The following is a 15,623-nucleotide window of genomic DNA, read 5'->3' on the forward strand; positions in this document are numbered from 1 at the left end:
ACGCGGATTGCTCCAAGGGTTTTGTCGAGAATCGTTCCCTGCGAGCATCCCTTTCGAGGTTTCTGATCATGGCCGGCCTTCATCCCGCTCCGTCCCTCATCAAACTGCTGCTGTTGCTGGCCTCGATGCTTGGCGTCGAAATGGTCAGCGCGGCGGTGCGCTGCGAGCGCAACCTGGTGGCCAACGTCGTGGCGTTCGATCAGCCGCTGATGTTCAACCGCCTCGGCGCGCAAAACGCCAACGGCATGATGTACGCGCTGCGCCGCGACGTGGTCGATGACCATGATGTATCGCTGGCCTTCGGCGGCGCGGCAGTGCCGGGCAAAGTCTCGTTGCGCGCCGACAAGCGCCCACGGCCACTGGTGTTGCGCGTAGCCGCCGGGGATTGCCTGACGATCAATCTGCAGAACCTGCTCGACTATCAGGCCAACCCGAACAAGCACTTCGAAAACGAGGGCGAGGAAGGCGCAGAGGGCGCGCCGAACGCCAATGCCGGCGAACAGTTCAAGGTCGATGAGCAGGTCGCCGACCGCCACGTCGGGTTCCAGGTCAACGGCCTGCAAGCGGTGAACAGCATCGACGACATTTCTTCGTACACCGGCCGCAACGCCAATAGCCTGGTGGTGCCGGGAGCCAGCCGTTCCTATACGTTGTATGCCGAGCGCGAAGGCGCGTTTGCCGTCAGCAGCCGTGGTGCCACCTTCGGTGGCGAGGGCGCGGCGGGTAACGTTGCCAATGGCCTGTTTGGCCAGGTGGTCGTGGTGCCGAAGGGCGGCCGCACTTACCGCAACACGCTGACTGAAGAAGAAATGCGTCTGGCGACTTCGGGGCGCACGCCGGCCGGTCATCCGATCGTCGATTACCAGGCGCGCTACCCGCAGCGCGAACCGTGGCTGCGCGAAGGCAAGGCCGGCACACCGATCATCAATATGGTCGATGGCAACGAAATCATCTCCAGCGAAAGCGATGCCATCGTGATGGGCAGCAACACTGACGGCAGCTTTCCGGCCAGTACCTATCCGCTGGAGTCGATGGGCAAACGCAATCCGGCGATCCCCAATCGACTGGAGCCGTTCCGCGATTTTGCCTCGCAGTTCCAGGACGAAACGGCGGCGACTCAAGCCTTTCCTGCCTACTGGGCCGACCCGGTGATGGCGCATGTGCTGGAGCCGACCCGCGACTCGTTCATGATCAACTACGGCTCCGGCGGCATGGGCGCCGAAGTGGTCGCCAACCGGTTGGGCGTGGGACCGATGCACGACTGCCTGTCCTGCGCCTACGAAGAGTTCTTCCTCAGCTCGCACACCGTCGGTGACGTGGCGATGCTGGTCGACGTACCGGCCAACGCCGGGCTTGAGAACATCGCGCCGGGGCAGATCCCGCGCGCCGATCAGATTGGCGTCAAGGCAACCATGGCGCTGTATCCGTCCGAACCGTCCAACGTCAACCACAGCTACATCGGTGACTTCGTCAAATTCCGCAACACCCATAACGGTCACGAACAGCACATCTTCCACCTGCATGGCCACCAGTGGCTGTTCAATCCCAATGACGACAACTCCGATTACGTCGACGCCCAAGGCATCGGCCCGGGCGCCGGTTACACCTATGAAATCGCCAACGGCGGTTCGGGCAATCGCAATCGGGTAGCCGGTGATGCGATCTATCACTGCCACTTCTACCCGCATTTCGCCCAGGGCATGTGGGCCATGTGGCGCGTGCACGACGTGTTCGAAGAAGGCACTCGCCTGGAAGTTTCGCAGCAAGGTGAAGACGGCTATCACAGCGAACCGTTCGCCTTGCGCAGCGGCAAACCGGCAGCGGGTGCACGCGCCTTGCCGGACGGTGAAATCATTGCCGGCACGCCGATCCCGGCCATTGTGCCGCTGCCCGGCAAAGCCATGGCCCCGATGCCCGGCAAAGTGGTGGTGGTGCCGAAAATCGGCGAAACCCTGGTTGCCGGCAACGACGATGACGAAGAAGAAACCGATGACGACGGCGAACATCACGGCGGCAACGCGGCTGGCCAAGCCATCGGTTCGCTGGCGCTGGTGGATCGCAGCGAAGCCAACCGCAACGCTGACGGCACATTGAAAAACCCTGGCTACCCATTCTGGATCGGCGGCATGGAAAGTTCGGTCGGCCAACGCCCACCCACTCCACCGCTTGACATGCTCGACGCCGCCACCGCACAAGCACTCAAGGCCAGCGGCAAAGCGCTGTGGGCCAACCTCGACCCTGCGCAATCGGGCGGCTGGGATGGCGGTTTGCAGCGCCATACGCTGGACGGCGTAGCTGCCGGTGGCGAGGCGAACACCGTGACCACCTCGCTGGATTTCTCCAAGGAAGTCACCCGCGCCAAGCCGATTTATCTGCCGGAAGAAGGCACCGAAGTCGAGCAGTCGGCGATGGCCTTCCACGCACAAAAAGATCACCCAAGCTTTGCCTTGCTGCCCGGCAACCAGGTGGTGGCCAAGGCTTTCCGTACCAACGGTGCCTTGCCGATGGCGGGTGCGCCGTACTACGAACCGTGCATGGATGATCGGGCCAAACGCCTGACCAGCAGCGCCGGCACCGGTGAATTCAACAGCGGCGAACGCATCGACGGCATGTCTTTCACCGGCGCCTCGACCTTCACCGCCGACCGTCCGCGCATCTACAAAGCGGCGAATATTCAGTTCGACGCGGTGTACAACAAGGTTGGCTATCACTTCCCGCAGGCGCGCATTCTGGCGCTTTGGGAAGACGCGTGGCCGGTGATCACCAAGCAGCGTCCGCCAGAGCCACTGGTGATGCGCATGAACACCTTCGACTGCGTGCAATACCAGCAAACCAACCTGGTGCCGGCCACTTATGAGATGGACGACTATCAGGTGCGCACGCCAACCGACGTGATCGGCCAGCACATTCACCTGCCCAAATGGGACCTGACCTCGGCCGACGGCTCGTCCAATGGCTGGAACTACGAGGATGGCGTGCTCTCGCCGGGTGCCGTGCAGGAGCGCATCCACGCGATCCGCGAGTTCAACCAGTGCGAAGGCACCGACCCGCGCGATGGCACACAGGCGTGCCCGAAAGCCAAGGCGCACCCGTTCTTCGGTCAGTACGGGCGCAGCGACTGGATGGGCGCACGCACGGCGATGCAACGCTGGTTCGTCGACCCGGTGGTCAATGCCAAAGGTGTCGATCGCGGTCTCGGTACCATCTTCACCCACGACCACCTCGGCCCATCGACGCACCAACAGATCGGGCTGTATGCCACCGTGCTCGCTGAACCTGCCGGTTCTACCTGGTTCCACGCCGAAACCGGCGAGCCCCTGTACAGCGGCGCGCGTCAGGACGGCGGGCCGACTTCGTGGCAAGCGGTGATCAACACCGGCGACCTCGACGGCGACGGCAAGAACGACAGCTTCCGCGAGTTCTTCCTCGAATACAGCGACTTCCAGCACGCCTATGAAGCCGGCGTGTATGTGGGCGCCGGGCCGAACGGCGTGCCGAACGCGCAAAGTTTCCCGGCCACGGCCGACAGCTTCCGCTACGCGATCAACCCGCCGGTGCGCAACAACGCCAGCACCTTGCTCGACGGCATAGTGGAAGTGCAGGGCGGTCAGGTCCCGGGCTGCCCGAGCCGGCCGTGCCCACAGGCAATCTCGGTGGATGACCCAGGCATGTTCGTCGTCAACTATCGCAACGAGCCGCTGGCCCTGCGCGTCTACGACCCGAACAAACTCGGCCCGGACGGCAATCGCGGCATGCAGGCTGACGGCCTCGGCGGTGATCTTTCGTTCGCCATGCACAGCCGCACTGATCGGGCGATTCCGGCGATGAACCTGGCGCCGAACCTGATCACTTCCGCCACCGGCCCAACCGGCGGCACCACGCTGTTCCCGCCGCACATCAACAAGGGCGGCGCGGAACCTGGCGATCCGTTCACGCCGATGCTGCGCACTTACACCGGCGACAACGTGCGGCTGCGGGTGCATGCCGGCGGTCACGAAGAGGAACACAACGTCACCTTGCACGGCGTGAAATGGCTGCAAAGCGGTTCCGGCTTCGGCAGCAGCTCCAACTCGGGCTGGCGCGCCTCGCAGATGATCGGGATCTCCGAGCAGATGGGCTTCATTGCGCCCGTGTCGATGCTGTCCAGTTCGGCGGCCACCACCGGGGATTATCTGTACTCGATGGACGCCTCGATCGAAGGCTATTGGAGCGGCATCTGGGGCGTGATGCGCAACTACACTGCGCAGCGCAGTGACCTGTTCGCCTTGCCGAACAACGCCAAGCCGACGGGGATGCGTAACACCGTGGCGTTCGACGGCAGTTGCCCACGCATCAGCGCCAACCCGAACGGCATCGGCACCCGGCCGACCGTGCAGCGCAACTATGAAGTGGTCGCGGCACTCGCCAACGACATCCTCGGCAACTCGCTGGGCCTGACCATCGGCGACCCTGAAGGTCTCGGCCAGCATGTTGGCGGGCCATTGAAAGCGGCGGGCGGCACTCTGGTCCTGAACTCGCGCACCGTGAGCATTCCGCAGGTCACGGTGACCGATCCGGAGGATGGCGAAACCATCACCATCGGCGGCCAGAGCGGGCCGTTGCATGATCCGACCGCGATTCTGTATGTGCGCAAATCCGACCTCGACGCGACCACCGGCAAGCTCAAACCCGGTATCCCGGTCGAACCGCTGGTGCTGCGCGCCGCCGCCGGTGACTGCATCAACATCACCCTGGAAAACCGTCTGCCGAGCATGATGCCCGACCTGGCCCAGACCGCGGTGATGCAAGGCATGGTCAAACGCGACCGCAACAGCGGCCTCGGCTCGACCACCTTCAGCAACAACCTGATGCGGCCGTCCAGCCACGTTGGTCTGCATGCGCAACTGCTGGCCTATGACATCACCAAATCCGACGGCGTCAACGTCGGCGCCAACCCGATCCAGACCGTGCCACCGCGGGTCGGCAACAGCGGCGCGTACCCGACTCGTACTTATCAGTACTACGCCGGGCACCTGGAGCGTGAAGGCAAACCAGTGACGCAGTTGGGCCGCAGTGTCGACAACATCAACGCCACGGCCATCGAGTTTGGTGGTCTGAATATCACGCCGGCGGACGTGATCAAGCAATCGCAAAAAGGCTTGGGCGGCGCGATGAGCATCCTGCCGATCGGCTCTACCTGGGTCGACGATGCGCGCAAGGCCAATGCCACGGTCACCGCGCCTGGGCAAGCCGTCTACCGCGATTTTGCGATGGTCTGGCACAAGGCGTTGAACACTCGCTGGGCCAATGGCAGGCCGGTGGAGGGCATTGCTGCCGAGGGCTTCGGTGTGCCGACCGATCCGCAGGACAACTCGAGCATGGCCATCAACTACAAGACCGAGCCGATGTGGTATCGCTTTGGCCTCGCCCCGGATGCACCGTTCGGACATGCCGATGGTGCCGGTTATGGCGACATGCTCAACGCGCACATGGCCTACAGCAACGCGCTGGTCGGCGGTGATCCGCAAACGCCGGTGCTTTACGCCAAACCGGGGCAACCGTTCCGTACACACATTCTGATGCCAACCGGTGGCAGCCGCGGCAGCACCTTCCAGATGGATGGGCACGTGTGGTCGGTCAACCCGTTCCTGGCCGAGAAGAGTGATGTCGGCGGCTATCCGACGGTGACGCCGGGCGTGGGGTCGGTGCGGTTCGGTTACAACCCGATGTCGATGTACATCGGCGCCCGTGAGAGCGTTCTGCCGGCGGCGCACTTCAGCTCGATGATCCCGAGCGCCGGGGGCAGCAACGCGATACCGGGTGACTACCTGTTCCGCGACTACGGCGCCTACGGCAACACCTCGGGCCTCTGGGGACTATTGCGGGTGACCAACGAGCCAGAACCGGCACCGCCTGCGCAGTAGCTGGATGGTGAGGTAGATGCCGCCATCGCTGGCAAGCCAGCTCCCAGGGAGTGCGGGATGAACGCTTTCATTGTGGGAGCTGGCTTGCCAGCGATTGGGATCGCCGCGGTTTTGGATGGTGGAGCAACTGCCGCCATCGCTGGCAAGCCAGCTCCCACAGGTTCGATGGATGCAGGGGGAATGCGGGATGAACGCATTCATTGTGGGAGCTGGCTTGCCAGCGATTGGGATCGACGCGGTTTTGGATGGTGAAGCAACTGACGCCATCACTGGCAAGCCAGCTCCCACAGGTTCGGTGGATGCAGGGGGAATGCGGGATGAACGCATTCATTGTGGGAGCTGGCTTGCCAGCGATTGGGATCGATGCGGCTTTGGATGTTGGAGCAACTGCCGCCATCGCTGGCAAGCCAGCTCCCACAGGTTCGATGGATGCAGGGGGAATGCGGGATGAACGCATTCATTGTGGGAGCTGGCTTGCCAGCGATTGGGATCGATGCGGTTTTGGATGGTGGAGCAACTGCCGCCATCGCTGGCAAGCCAGCTCCCATAGGTTCGGTGGATGCAGAGGGAGTGCGGGATGAACGCATTCATTGTGGGAGCTGGCTTGCCAGCGATTGGGATCGACGCGGTTTTGGATGGTGGAGCAACTGCCGCCATCGCTGGCAAGCCAGCTCCCACAGGTTCGGTGGATGCAGGGGGAATGCGGGATGAACGCATTCATTGTGGGAGCTGGCTTGCCAGCGATTGGGATCGACGCGGTTTTGGATGGTGGAGCAACTGCCGCCATCGCTGGCAAGCCAGCTCCCACAGGGGACGGCGGTGTTTTGCAAGTAGAGTCAGGGGAGAGGATATGAGCGGGATCATCAATTTCATCGGTGTTTGTGTGCTGGCCATCGCAGGCGCTTTGCTGACGCTTGGCGAGGTTGCGCTGGCGCAGATCGAACCCGGCCAGACCCTGGCCCGCGACGGCGTGTCGATTGCGTTCAACCTCAAGCCGCTGGCCAGCGACGGCAAGTTGCGTGAAGGCGAGTTTGCCGACGTGCAGTTCCGCATCCGCGACAGCGCATCGGGCCAGCCGTTGTCCGGTGTTGCACCGGGGGCGTGGATCGATGCGCAGGCGCTGGCCGCTGATCAGGCCCAGGGCCGCGACAAAAGTTGCAAAGCGCGGGTCGGGGTGTATCTCAAATCGAACATCGGCGCGCGGCCACTACTGGACCTCAACAGCTATTTCCTGCTGGTGATGAACCGCGATGCCAGTGTGGCGGTGGTCGATCCTTCGGTATCGGTCGGCGGGATCACCAGCACCCTGGCGCGCATTGAACTCAAGCAATCGCCGATGGATTGGGTCACGCCCAAAGACAACAAACGCGTATTCGTCTCGATGCCAGCGGCGGGCGAAGTGGCGGTGATCGACAGCGAACAATTCAAGGTCGTCGACTCGATCAGCGCCGGCAGCCAACCGGTGCGCGTGGCGCTGCAACCGGATGAGCGCCTGTTGTGGGTCGGCAACAATGCCGCCAAACCCGACGAATCCGGCGTCACCGTGATCGATGCGCAAAGCCTGAAACCGCTCAAGCATCTGGCGACCGGCCTCGGTCACCACGAAATAACCTTCAGCAAGGACAGCCGTTTTGCCTTTGTCAGCAACCGCGACGACGGCACCCTGAGCGTGGTCGATGTCGCCAGCCTGAGTATTGTCGGGCAAATCAAGACCGGCTCCGGCCCACTGTCGGTCGCGTACTCGCCATTGTCCGGCGCGGTGTATGTGGCCGATGGCAAGGACGGCACGGTGACGGTAGTCGACAGTGCCAGCCACAGCGTGCGCCGCGTGATCAAATTGCAGCAAGGCCTCGGCCCGATGGGCTTCAGCGCCGACGGGCGTTTCGGTGTGGTGCTCAACACCGTGGAAAACCGCGCGACGGTGATTGATGCCTCCACCGATGCAGCGATCCATGACCTGGACGTGTCCGCCGAACCCTACCAAGTGGTGTTCACCAAGGCCTACGCCTACGTGCGCGGATTGGCCTCGCCAAAAGTCACCATGATCAACCTGGCCTCGCTCGGTGAGGGCCGCCAGCCGATCAGCCAAAGCTTCGAAGCCGGCCCGCAACCGCCGCGCATGGCCGGGGACTTGCCGCTCGCCTCAAGCCTTGCAGTGTCGCGCGATGACAACGCGGTGTTTGTGGTCAACCCGGTGGACAACACCACCTATTTCTACGCCGAAGGCATGAACGCGCCGATGTCCGGTTATCCCAATCGCGGGCAGATCGCCCGTGCCGCCATGGTCATCGACCGCAGCCTGCGCGAGGTCTCGCCGGGGCTGTACAGCGCGCGAGTGAAACTGCCGGCGACGGGGCGTTTCGACGTGGCATTCCTGCTCAATCAACCGAACATCATCCATTGCTTCACCGCGCAGATCGAGCCAGACGGTACGCCGGAAAAACATGTCGGCGCGCCCAAGGTCGAGTTCCTTCTGGACAAGACCGCCGTAGCGCTCAACGACCCCTACGTGGTGCGGTTTCGCATCGTCCAGGGCAAGCAGAAAATCCAGCGCAGCGGCGTCAAGGATGTGCAGTTGCGCTACTTCCTCGCGCCGACTTCACACCCCCGCGAAGTGGCCGCGCAGGAAGTCGCCGATGGCGTGTACGAAGCGCCGGTGACCCTCGACCGCAGCGGCGCCTGGTATCTGCATGTGCGCGCCGCATCGCTCGGTGCCGGGTTCGATGACAAAACATTTGCCAGTGTTCGGGTAACCCCCGGCCAGAATCAGTGAAGAGGACATCGCCATGAAACACATCACTTCCCGTGGCTTGCTCAGCCTGTGTCTGCTGGCCGTCAGCGTCCAGCAAGTCCAGGCGCATTCGGCGGATGAACACGCCGGCCACACCGCGCCCGCCAGCAACACGCAGGAACACGCCCAGGTGAAATTCGCCAACGTGCCACTGCTCGATCAAAACGGCAAAACCGTGCGTCTGGAGCAAGATCTGGTGCAGGACAAAATCGTCGTCATCAGCTTCATCTACACCAGTTGCACCACAGTCTGCCCGGTGGTCTCGTCGATTATGGGCAAGGTGCAGAAACAGCTCGGCGCACGGGTTGGCAATGAAGTGCAGTTGGTGTCGATCAGCATCGACCCGCAACGCGACGACCCCAAGCGCTTGCAGGATTACGCCCGCGCGTTCCAGAAAGGCCCGGGCTGGAGCTGGCTGACCGGTTCGCCACAATCGATCAATGAAACCCTCAAGGGTTTGGGCAGTTTCAGCGGCGACCTGAAGAACCATCAGCCGCTGATCCTCGTCGGCGACGGCAACAGCCGTCACTGGATGCGCTACTACGGCTTCACCGACCCGACAGTGCTGGCCAAGGAAGTCGAAAAACTCAGCGGCCAGCGCACTCATGCCAAACACACCGCTATCGCCATGGAGCAACAGCCATGAGGATGCTCGACTGGATCTCTCTGACCGTGTGTTTCTGGGTGTTCAGCAATGTCGCTTTCGCCCACGAGGAGCATGCAACCGAGCCGCCAGCCGCGGTTGCCGCCGCACCCGCCAAGGGGACCCACGACGCGCAAGCCTGGTTTACCGATACGCCGCTGCAAAATCAGCACGGCGAAACCCTGCGTTTTTACAGTGATGCACTGCAAAACCGCGTGGTGCTGCTCAACGTGATTTTCACCAGTTGCAACGACGCCTGCCCTTTGATCACGCGCAAGCTCAAGGAAGTCCGCGAGCTGCTCGGGGACAAGGCCGACGACATTACCTTCATTTCCCTTACCAGTGATCCGCTGCGCGACACGCCGGCGGTGCTCAAGGCTTACACCTTGAAGCAGGGTTGCGATGACCCTCATTGGCTTTTTCTCACCGGCGACAAGGCGCAGATGGACCTGGTGCTGAGCCGTATCGGCCAGATCGTGCCGACGCCTGAGCAACATTCCACACAGTTGATCGTCGGCGATGTCGCCAACAAACGCTGGAGCAAGATTCGCCCCGATGCTCCGGCCGCCGCCATTGCCCAGCGCCTGCAGTTGCTGACAATGCCCGTGGCCGGTCGCTGAGCCCGCGCCATGAACAGCGCCCATGTCCTCGCCCTGATCCTGCTCGCGAGCGTCAGCCTCGGCGCGGCGGCGTTGCCGCTGACGCCGGAGGAGGCGGCCGGCAAGCGCCTGTACCGTGAAGGCCTGTCGGCCAGCGGTGAAGCGATCATGGCGCGGGTCGGCGCGGCGGATATGTTGCTGCCGGCCACCAGTCTGCCGTGCGCCAATTGTCATGGCGCCGATGGCCTCGGCCGGCCCGAAGGCGGGGTGCGTCCGCCTGAGTTGAGTTGGTCGCGGCTGACCAGCACTTACGGCCAGCAACAGGTCAACGGCCGCAACTATCCGGCCTACAACGATGCAAGCCTTGCGACAGTCATTCAGCAGGGCCGCGACCCCGGCAACAACCGCCTCGACCCGAGCATGCCGCGCTTTGTGCTGTCGATGAAGGATCAGCGCAATCTCACCGCCTACCTCAAACGCCTTGCCGATGAACGCGACCCCGGACTCGATGCCGAGACCCTGCATCTGGGCACTTTGCTGCCCAGCCAGGGGCCCTTGGCCGAGGAGGGCGCGACGGTCGCAGCGGTGCTCAACGGCAGTGTGGCGCGGATCAATGAGGCTGGCGGAATTCATGGCCGGCAATTGCGCCTGACCATCGCCGATCCTGGCGCTGATCGCGCCAGTGCCGAACAAGCGCTTGAACGGCTGATCGACGATGAACAAGTGTTCGCTCTGATCGCGCCGATGGCCCCGGCATTGGGCAGCGAACTGGCCCAGCGGCTGGAACAGGCTGGCGTGCCGCTGATCGGCACGTTGTCGTTGCTCGGAGCGGTGCAGGCCAGCCCACAAATTTTCGAGCCGTTGCCGGGCTTGCGTGAACAGCTGATCGCTCTGGCCGATTACGCGACCGCCAGCCTGCGCGTGTTGCAAGGGCCGACACTCATCGCTTATCCCGACGACCCTGCGCAGGCGCAGACAGCCAAAGTGCTTGGCGAGTATCTGCACAGGAACGGCTGGCAGAACGTCCAGATTCAGGCCTACGACCCGGCAGGTGACAGGTTGCCGCTGGGCTCGCGCTCGGTGTTCTACCTGGGCAGCGGCGGCGGCTTCAGCCATTTGGCGGCGGGTTTGCAGCGTGCCGGGCAGGTGCCGTATCTGTTCGCGGCGTCGAGCCAGGTGGCCGGGGATCTGCTGCAAGTGCCGGAAGGATTTTCACGGCGGGTGTTCCTCGCCTATCCCTTCGTTCCCAGCGACTGGACCCAGACCGGACGCATGGCCCTGACGCTGCTGCGCGAGCATCAAGGCCTCGGCGCCCAGCATGCGGTGCTGCAAGTCGGTGCTTACGCCTCGATGCTGCTGCTCGGCGAAGGCATGAAGCAGGCCGGACGTGACGCCAGCCGCGAGAAACTGGTGGCAGCGCTGGAAGGCCTGCACGACTTCGACACCGGCCTGACCCCACGCATCAGCTTCGGCCCCGGACGACGTCTGGGCTTGAGCGGCGCACATGTGGTCACCGTGGACCTGCCCGATCAGCGTTTCTATCTGGTTGCACCCTACAAACCGATTGTCGCCAGCCCCTGAATGGAGGCTCTGCTCATGAAGCTCAAGATGCTGTTATTAGTGCTGACATGCTGGTTGCCGATGGCGTTCGCCAGTAATGGTCCGGCGGCTGCGCGGGTCAATGGCGAAGAGATTTCCGAGTTTCGTCTTGAGCGATTTTTTGCCGAATACCTCGAGGATCAGGGCCGCGCGGTGGCGAGCATTCGCAGCCCCAGGGCCTATAAACAGCTGCGTCAGGCCGCACTCGATGCGCTGATCGACAAGGAACTGCTCTGGCAGGAATCGCGCAAGCGCGGCCTGACAATCGATGACCAAAGGGTGCAGCAGCAAGTCGAGCAAACCCGCCAGGCCATCGGCGGTAACGAGCGATTCGTGCGGCGCTTGCAGGATGCCGGTTTCGATGAAGCCTCGTTCACCGAGTACACCCGCCGTGAGCTGGCCGCGCAGCAAATGTTCGCCCAACTGATCCGCGCCAACACTTTGCAGCCGCGGCACCTGCTGGTTCGGGTCGAGCCGCAAGCGGATGCCGCGACGGATGCTGCGGCGCGTCTACGCTTGATGAAGATGCGCGCTTCCATCATTGATGGCGCGATCTTCGCCAGTGATGCGGTACGTTCACCATTCGGCTGGCATTTGATCTATGTGGCGAACCACTTGGAGGTGGGCGATGTCCCAGATTTGCAGGGACTTGATTCGGCTCGGGCGCAGCTCGCCCGGCAGCAACAGGCCCAGGCTCGTCGCCAGGTGCTCGCGCAATTACGGGCGCAGAACAGGATTGAACGAACTGACGACGATTGAAGGTTCCCCCCCAATAGTGGGGAATGGCTTCGATGCCCATTCAGGTGCTTCCCCGTTTCTGGGGAACGGGGTACCGGGACGAGCGGGCATTGTCATTAAATTCAAGGACATGAAGACTTAAATTTACCGGCACTCAGCCTGGCATGAACTGTGCGTTAGCCATTGTAAGGCGCACTTCAGCGGGTTCAGTTTTCGGACTTGCAGGTTTCAAGGAGTCGACCTTGGTTAACAAAGTACTGGTTGTCGAAGACGAACAGCTGCTTGCACAGAACCTGCAGGATTATCTGTCGGCGCAAGGGCTGGATGTCCGGATTGCACATGACGGCGCGACGGGTATCGGCCTGGCCGAGACGTTCGCTCCCCAAGTGTTGGTGTTCGATTACCGCTTGCCCGATATGGAAGGCTTTGAGGTGCTCGACGCGGTCCGCCAGAACAGGACGTGCCATTTTGTGCTGATAACGGGTCACCCGACCGCTGAAGTCTGTGAGCGGGCGCGGCAACTGGACGTCAGCCACATCCTGTTCAAACCGTTTCCATTGGCGGAACTGGCCCGAGCTGTCTGCGACCTTCTGGGCATCCAGCGCGAAGCGAAACCCGGTGCGAGCCCTTCGGAGGGCTTCGTCGAACGACGCCAGAGCAGGACCGAGAGCTTCCCGTTGCAGTTGTACGATGGCAGTTGGGTGCTGGCGGATCGCCGAAGAAACAGGTTGGCGACCCTGGCACCGGACGACGATCAAATGCTCACCGGGGAGTAATGGCGCGATAGACGTTCCGGCACTCGCCGCAATAGCCTCCCGCGCCGTCAGGGCCTCAAGCCCCGGGTGTTGGAGAGCAAGCCATGGATCGTCTGTCCGTTGTCGTCGAACCGCAGGTTGCGCAAAGCGTTGCATCCAGTTTTTCAAGTGAACAACTGTCCCAGGCCCGGGCGCGGGCCGCCGGTTCCGGCGAACGGGTGCTGGATGCGCTCGGCGTGCTCTGCGAACTGGCGCCGATGCCGTTCATTGATTGCCTCGGCGCGACCCTGCATTACCCGGTGCTCGACACCGACAGCCTGTTCGCCGCGACACCGGTATTTGACCGGGTCACCCTCGCACAATGCCTCAAGCGTGAATTCATCCTGCTGCGCCACAACGACGAAGTGATCGGTGTGTTCGCCGATCCCTTCGACCCGGCGCGGCTGGCCTGGATCGACGACTGCCTGCACGGCGCGCCGCTGTATCTGGTGCACGCCGACGACCTCAAGGCCTATCTGGCCCGTCACGAAGAAAGCTTCCACGCCGTCGAATCGCTGAACGCCCAGGGCGACACCCACAACGAAATCGACACCCTGCAAAGCCTGTCCCTGACCAGCATCAGCGAAGACGCCAGCAGCGTGGTGAAACTGGTCAACTCGACCCTCTACGACGCGCTGAAAATGCACGCCAGTGACATCCATCTCGGCACCACCGGCCACGGTCTGGTGATCAAGTACCGCATCGACGGCGTGCTCAACAACATCAGTAAGGTTCAGGGTGCCGAGTTCGCCGAGCAGGTGATCTCGCGGGTCAAAGTCATGGCCGAACTGGATATTGGCGAGAAGCGCGTACCGCAGGACGGCCGTTTCAAGATCGGCATCAGTGGCCGGCAGATCGACTTTCGCGTGTCGATCATGCCGAGCATCTTTGGCGAAGACGCGGTGTTGCGGGTGCTCGACAAACAGGATCTGGCCGACAAGGTCTGCGGCGTGCAATTGCAGGCGCTGGGCTTTGAAGACGAAACGCTGCGCCAGCTCCGTCGTCTCGCCGCCGAACCCTACGGCATGGTGCTGGTGACCGGCCCCACCGGCAGCGGCAAGACCACCACGCTGTACGCGATGATCACCGAGATCAACCACGGTGTGGACAAGATCATCACCATCGAAGACCCGGTCGAATACCAGTTGCCCGGCGTCCTGCAGATTCCGGTCAACGAGAAAAAAGGCCTGACCTTCGCCCGTGGTCTGCGCTCGATCCTGCGTCACGACCCCGACAAGATCATGGTCGGTGAGATCCGCGATCCGGACACCGCACAGATTGCCGTGCAATCGGCACTCACCGGTCACCTGGTGTTCACCACCATCCACGCCAACAACGTGTTCGACGTGATTGGTCGCTTCACCCAAATGGAAATCGACCCCTACAGCCTGGTTTCGGCGCTCAACGCGATTCTCGCGCAACGCCTGATTCGACTGGTGTGCGCCAGTTGCAGCACGCCGGTCAACCCCAGCGATGAAGAACTGCGCGCTTCGGGCCTTGATCCACAAAAAGTCGATCACTACCACTTCGTTCACGGCAAAGGCTGCGGTCACTGCCGGGGCAGCGGTTACCGCGGGCGCACGGCGATTGCCGAGCTGCTGCACCTGGATGACGAACTGCGCCAGATGATCGTCGAGCGTCAACCGATTACCAAAATCAAAGCCCTGGCGTGTGCCCGTGGTTTGCGCCTGTTGCGCGAATCGGCGCTGGAGCTGGTGGAGCAAGGTCGGACCACGCTGGAGGAGATCAATCGTGTCACTTTTATCGCGTGATCAATTTGTCGCCGTGCTCGGCGCCAGCGGTGTCGGCCTGGGGCAGCGGCGGGGCAGCGACACCCTGTGGCTGGGCAGCGTCGGTTACATCGACGAAGGCTTCCAGAGCTACGCGGTGGCGCTGGATACCCTTGACCGTCTGCTCGGTGAACATGCCCGCGCCGGTGCCGAGTTGAGCGTGGTGATTTCCAGCCACTTCTGCCGGTTCTGCCTGGTGCCGTGGAGCGCGCATATCAGCAGCCCTGAGGAACTGCGCGGCTTCGCACAACTGTGTTTCGAAGACCTGTTCGGCGCGCCGACGCAAACCTGGGGGTTAGTGCTGTCCGCCGAACCGGCAGGGTGCGACCGCATCGCCAGCGCCTTGCCGCAAGACTTGCTTGATCGCCTGCGGGCCTTGGTCAGCGGTCGCCGTCTGCGCCTGCATTCGGTGCAGCCGTATCTGATGACGGCGTTCAATCGTTTCGACAAAAGCCTTGAGGCCGGCGACTTTTTGTTCGTCGTCGCCGAACCGCAACGCAGCGTCCTGCTGCTGGCGCGGGAAGGGCGCTGGGCCGGTGTGCGTTCGGTGGGTGGCAGCGACAGCGACGCAGCGCTCAATGCCTTGATCGGCCGCGAACGGCAATTGCAGGCGTCGACCAGCGAACGCGCCTTCAACGTTTATCTGCATGCACCGGCGCGCCTTGATGCGCAGCCGCAAGTGGCGGGCGTGCAATTGCGCACCCTTGAAGACAACTCGATGACCGTGCGTGACGGCTTGTACGTCATGTCCCGGGCGGTGGCCTGA

9 protein-coding genes are annotated in these 15,623 nt (G+C 62.7%); all 9 read left to right on the forward strand.

Annotation, left to right across the window (positions count from 1 at the left end; genetic code table 11):
• Nucleotides 1-68 precede the first annotated feature (68 nt).
• The 9 genes from mnxG (at nucleotide 69) to AB4P97_RS06110 (ending at nucleotide 15,623) form a co-directional block, all read left to right on the forward strand.
• The gene (mnxG, locus tag AB4P97_RS06070) at nucleotides 69-5,903 is read left to right on the forward strand and encodes a manganese-oxidizing multicopper oxidase MnxG (protein ID WP_395602229.1); all 5,835 of its coding nucleotides are present in this window, start codon (nucleotides 69-71) and stop codon (nucleotides 5,901-5,903) included.
• Nucleotides 5,904-6,753: 850 nt separating this feature from the next.
• A complete protein-coding gene (locus AB4P97_RS06075) occupies nucleotides 6,754-8,676 on the forward strand; it encodes a cytochrome D1 domain-containing protein (protein ID WP_395602230.1) in 1,923 nt (640 codons plus the stop codon).
• A gap of 13 nt (nucleotides 8,677-8,689) precedes the next feature.
• On the forward strand, nucleotides 8,690-9,340 hold the full coding sequence (locus AB4P97_RS06080) for an SCO family protein (protein WP_395602231.1): 651 nt from the start codon (nucleotides 8,690-8,692) through the stop codon (nucleotides 9,338-9,340).
• A complete protein-coding gene (locus AB4P97_RS06085) occupies nucleotides 9,337-9,957 on the forward strand; it encodes an SCO family protein (protein WP_042559807.1) in 621 nt (206 codons plus the stop codon). Before AB4P97_RS06080 ends, AB4P97_RS06085 begins: the two co-directional genes overlap by 4 nt.
• Nucleotides 9,958-9,966: 9 nt before the next feature.
• Nucleotides 9,967-11,517 carry an ABC transporter substrate-binding protein gene (locus AB4P97_RS06090; RefSeq protein ID WP_395602232.1) on the forward strand — a complete coding sequence of 517 codons (1,551 nt, stop codon included), beginning with the start codon at nucleotides 9,967-9,969 and terminating at the stop codon, nucleotides 11,515-11,517.
• Between the two features lie 15 nt (nucleotides 11,518-11,532).
• A complete protein-coding gene (locus AB4P97_RS06095; RefSeq protein ID WP_273878152.1) occupies nucleotides 11,533-12,294 on the forward strand; it encodes a SurA N-terminal domain-containing protein in 762 nt (253 codons plus the stop codon).
• Nucleotides 12,295-12,515: 221 nt separating this feature from the next.
• Nucleotides 12,516-13,049, forward strand: a complete 534-nt coding sequence (locus AB4P97_RS06100) for a response regulator (RefSeq protein WP_042559804.1) — start codon at nucleotides 12,516-12,518, stop codon at nucleotides 13,047-13,049.
• Between the two features lie 83 nt (nucleotides 13,050-13,132).
• On the forward strand, nucleotides 13,133-14,839 hold the full coding sequence (locus AB4P97_RS06105) for a GspE/PulE family protein (protein WP_047300533.1): 1,707 nt from the start codon (nucleotides 13,133-13,135) through the stop codon (nucleotides 14,837-14,839).
• Nucleotides 14,820-15,623, forward strand: coding sequence for a hypothetical protein (locus AB4P97_RS06110; protein WP_115146744.1), 804 nt, complete (start codon nucleotides 14,820-14,822; stop codon nucleotides 15,621-15,623). Before AB4P97_RS06105 ends, AB4P97_RS06110 begins: the two co-directional genes overlap by 20 nt.

Origin of the sequence: Pseudomonas sp. A1230 (genome assembly GCF_044218825.1) — a bacterium.
In the GTDB taxonomy this organism is placed as follows: domain Bacteria; phylum Pseudomonadota; class Gammaproteobacteria; order Pseudomonadales; family Pseudomonadaceae; genus Aquipseudomonas; species Aquipseudomonas iridis.

Excerpts from the sequence above, each read along its gene's own strand:
- mnxG (WP_395602229.1), top strand. The coding sequence starts at position 69 with ATGGCCGGCCTTCATCCCGCTCCGTCCCTCATCAAACTGCTGCTGTTG.
- AB4P97_RS06075 (WP_395602230.1), top strand. The coding sequence starts at position 6,754 with ATGAGCGGGATCATCAATTTCATCGGTGTTTGTGTGCTGGCCATCGCA.
- AB4P97_RS06080 (WP_395602231.1), top strand. The coding sequence starts at position 8,690 with ATGAAACACATCACTTCCCGTGGCTTGCTCAGCCTGTGTCTGCTGGCC.
- AB4P97_RS06085 (WP_042559807.1), top strand. The coding sequence starts at position 9,337 with ATGAGGATGCTCGACTGGATCTCTCTGACCGTGTGTTTCTGGGTGTTC.
- AB4P97_RS06090 (WP_395602232.1), top strand. The coding sequence starts at position 9,967 with ATGAACAGCGCCCATGTCCTCGCCCTGATCCTGCTCGCGAGCGTCAGC.
- AB4P97_RS06095 (WP_273878152.1), top strand. The coding sequence starts at position 11,533 with ATGAAGCTCAAGATGCTGTTATTAGTGCTGACATGCTGGTTGCCGATG.
- AB4P97_RS06105 (WP_047300533.1), top strand. The coding sequence starts at position 13,133 with ATGGATCGTCTGTCCGTTGTCGTCGAACCGCAGGTTGCGCAAAGCGTT.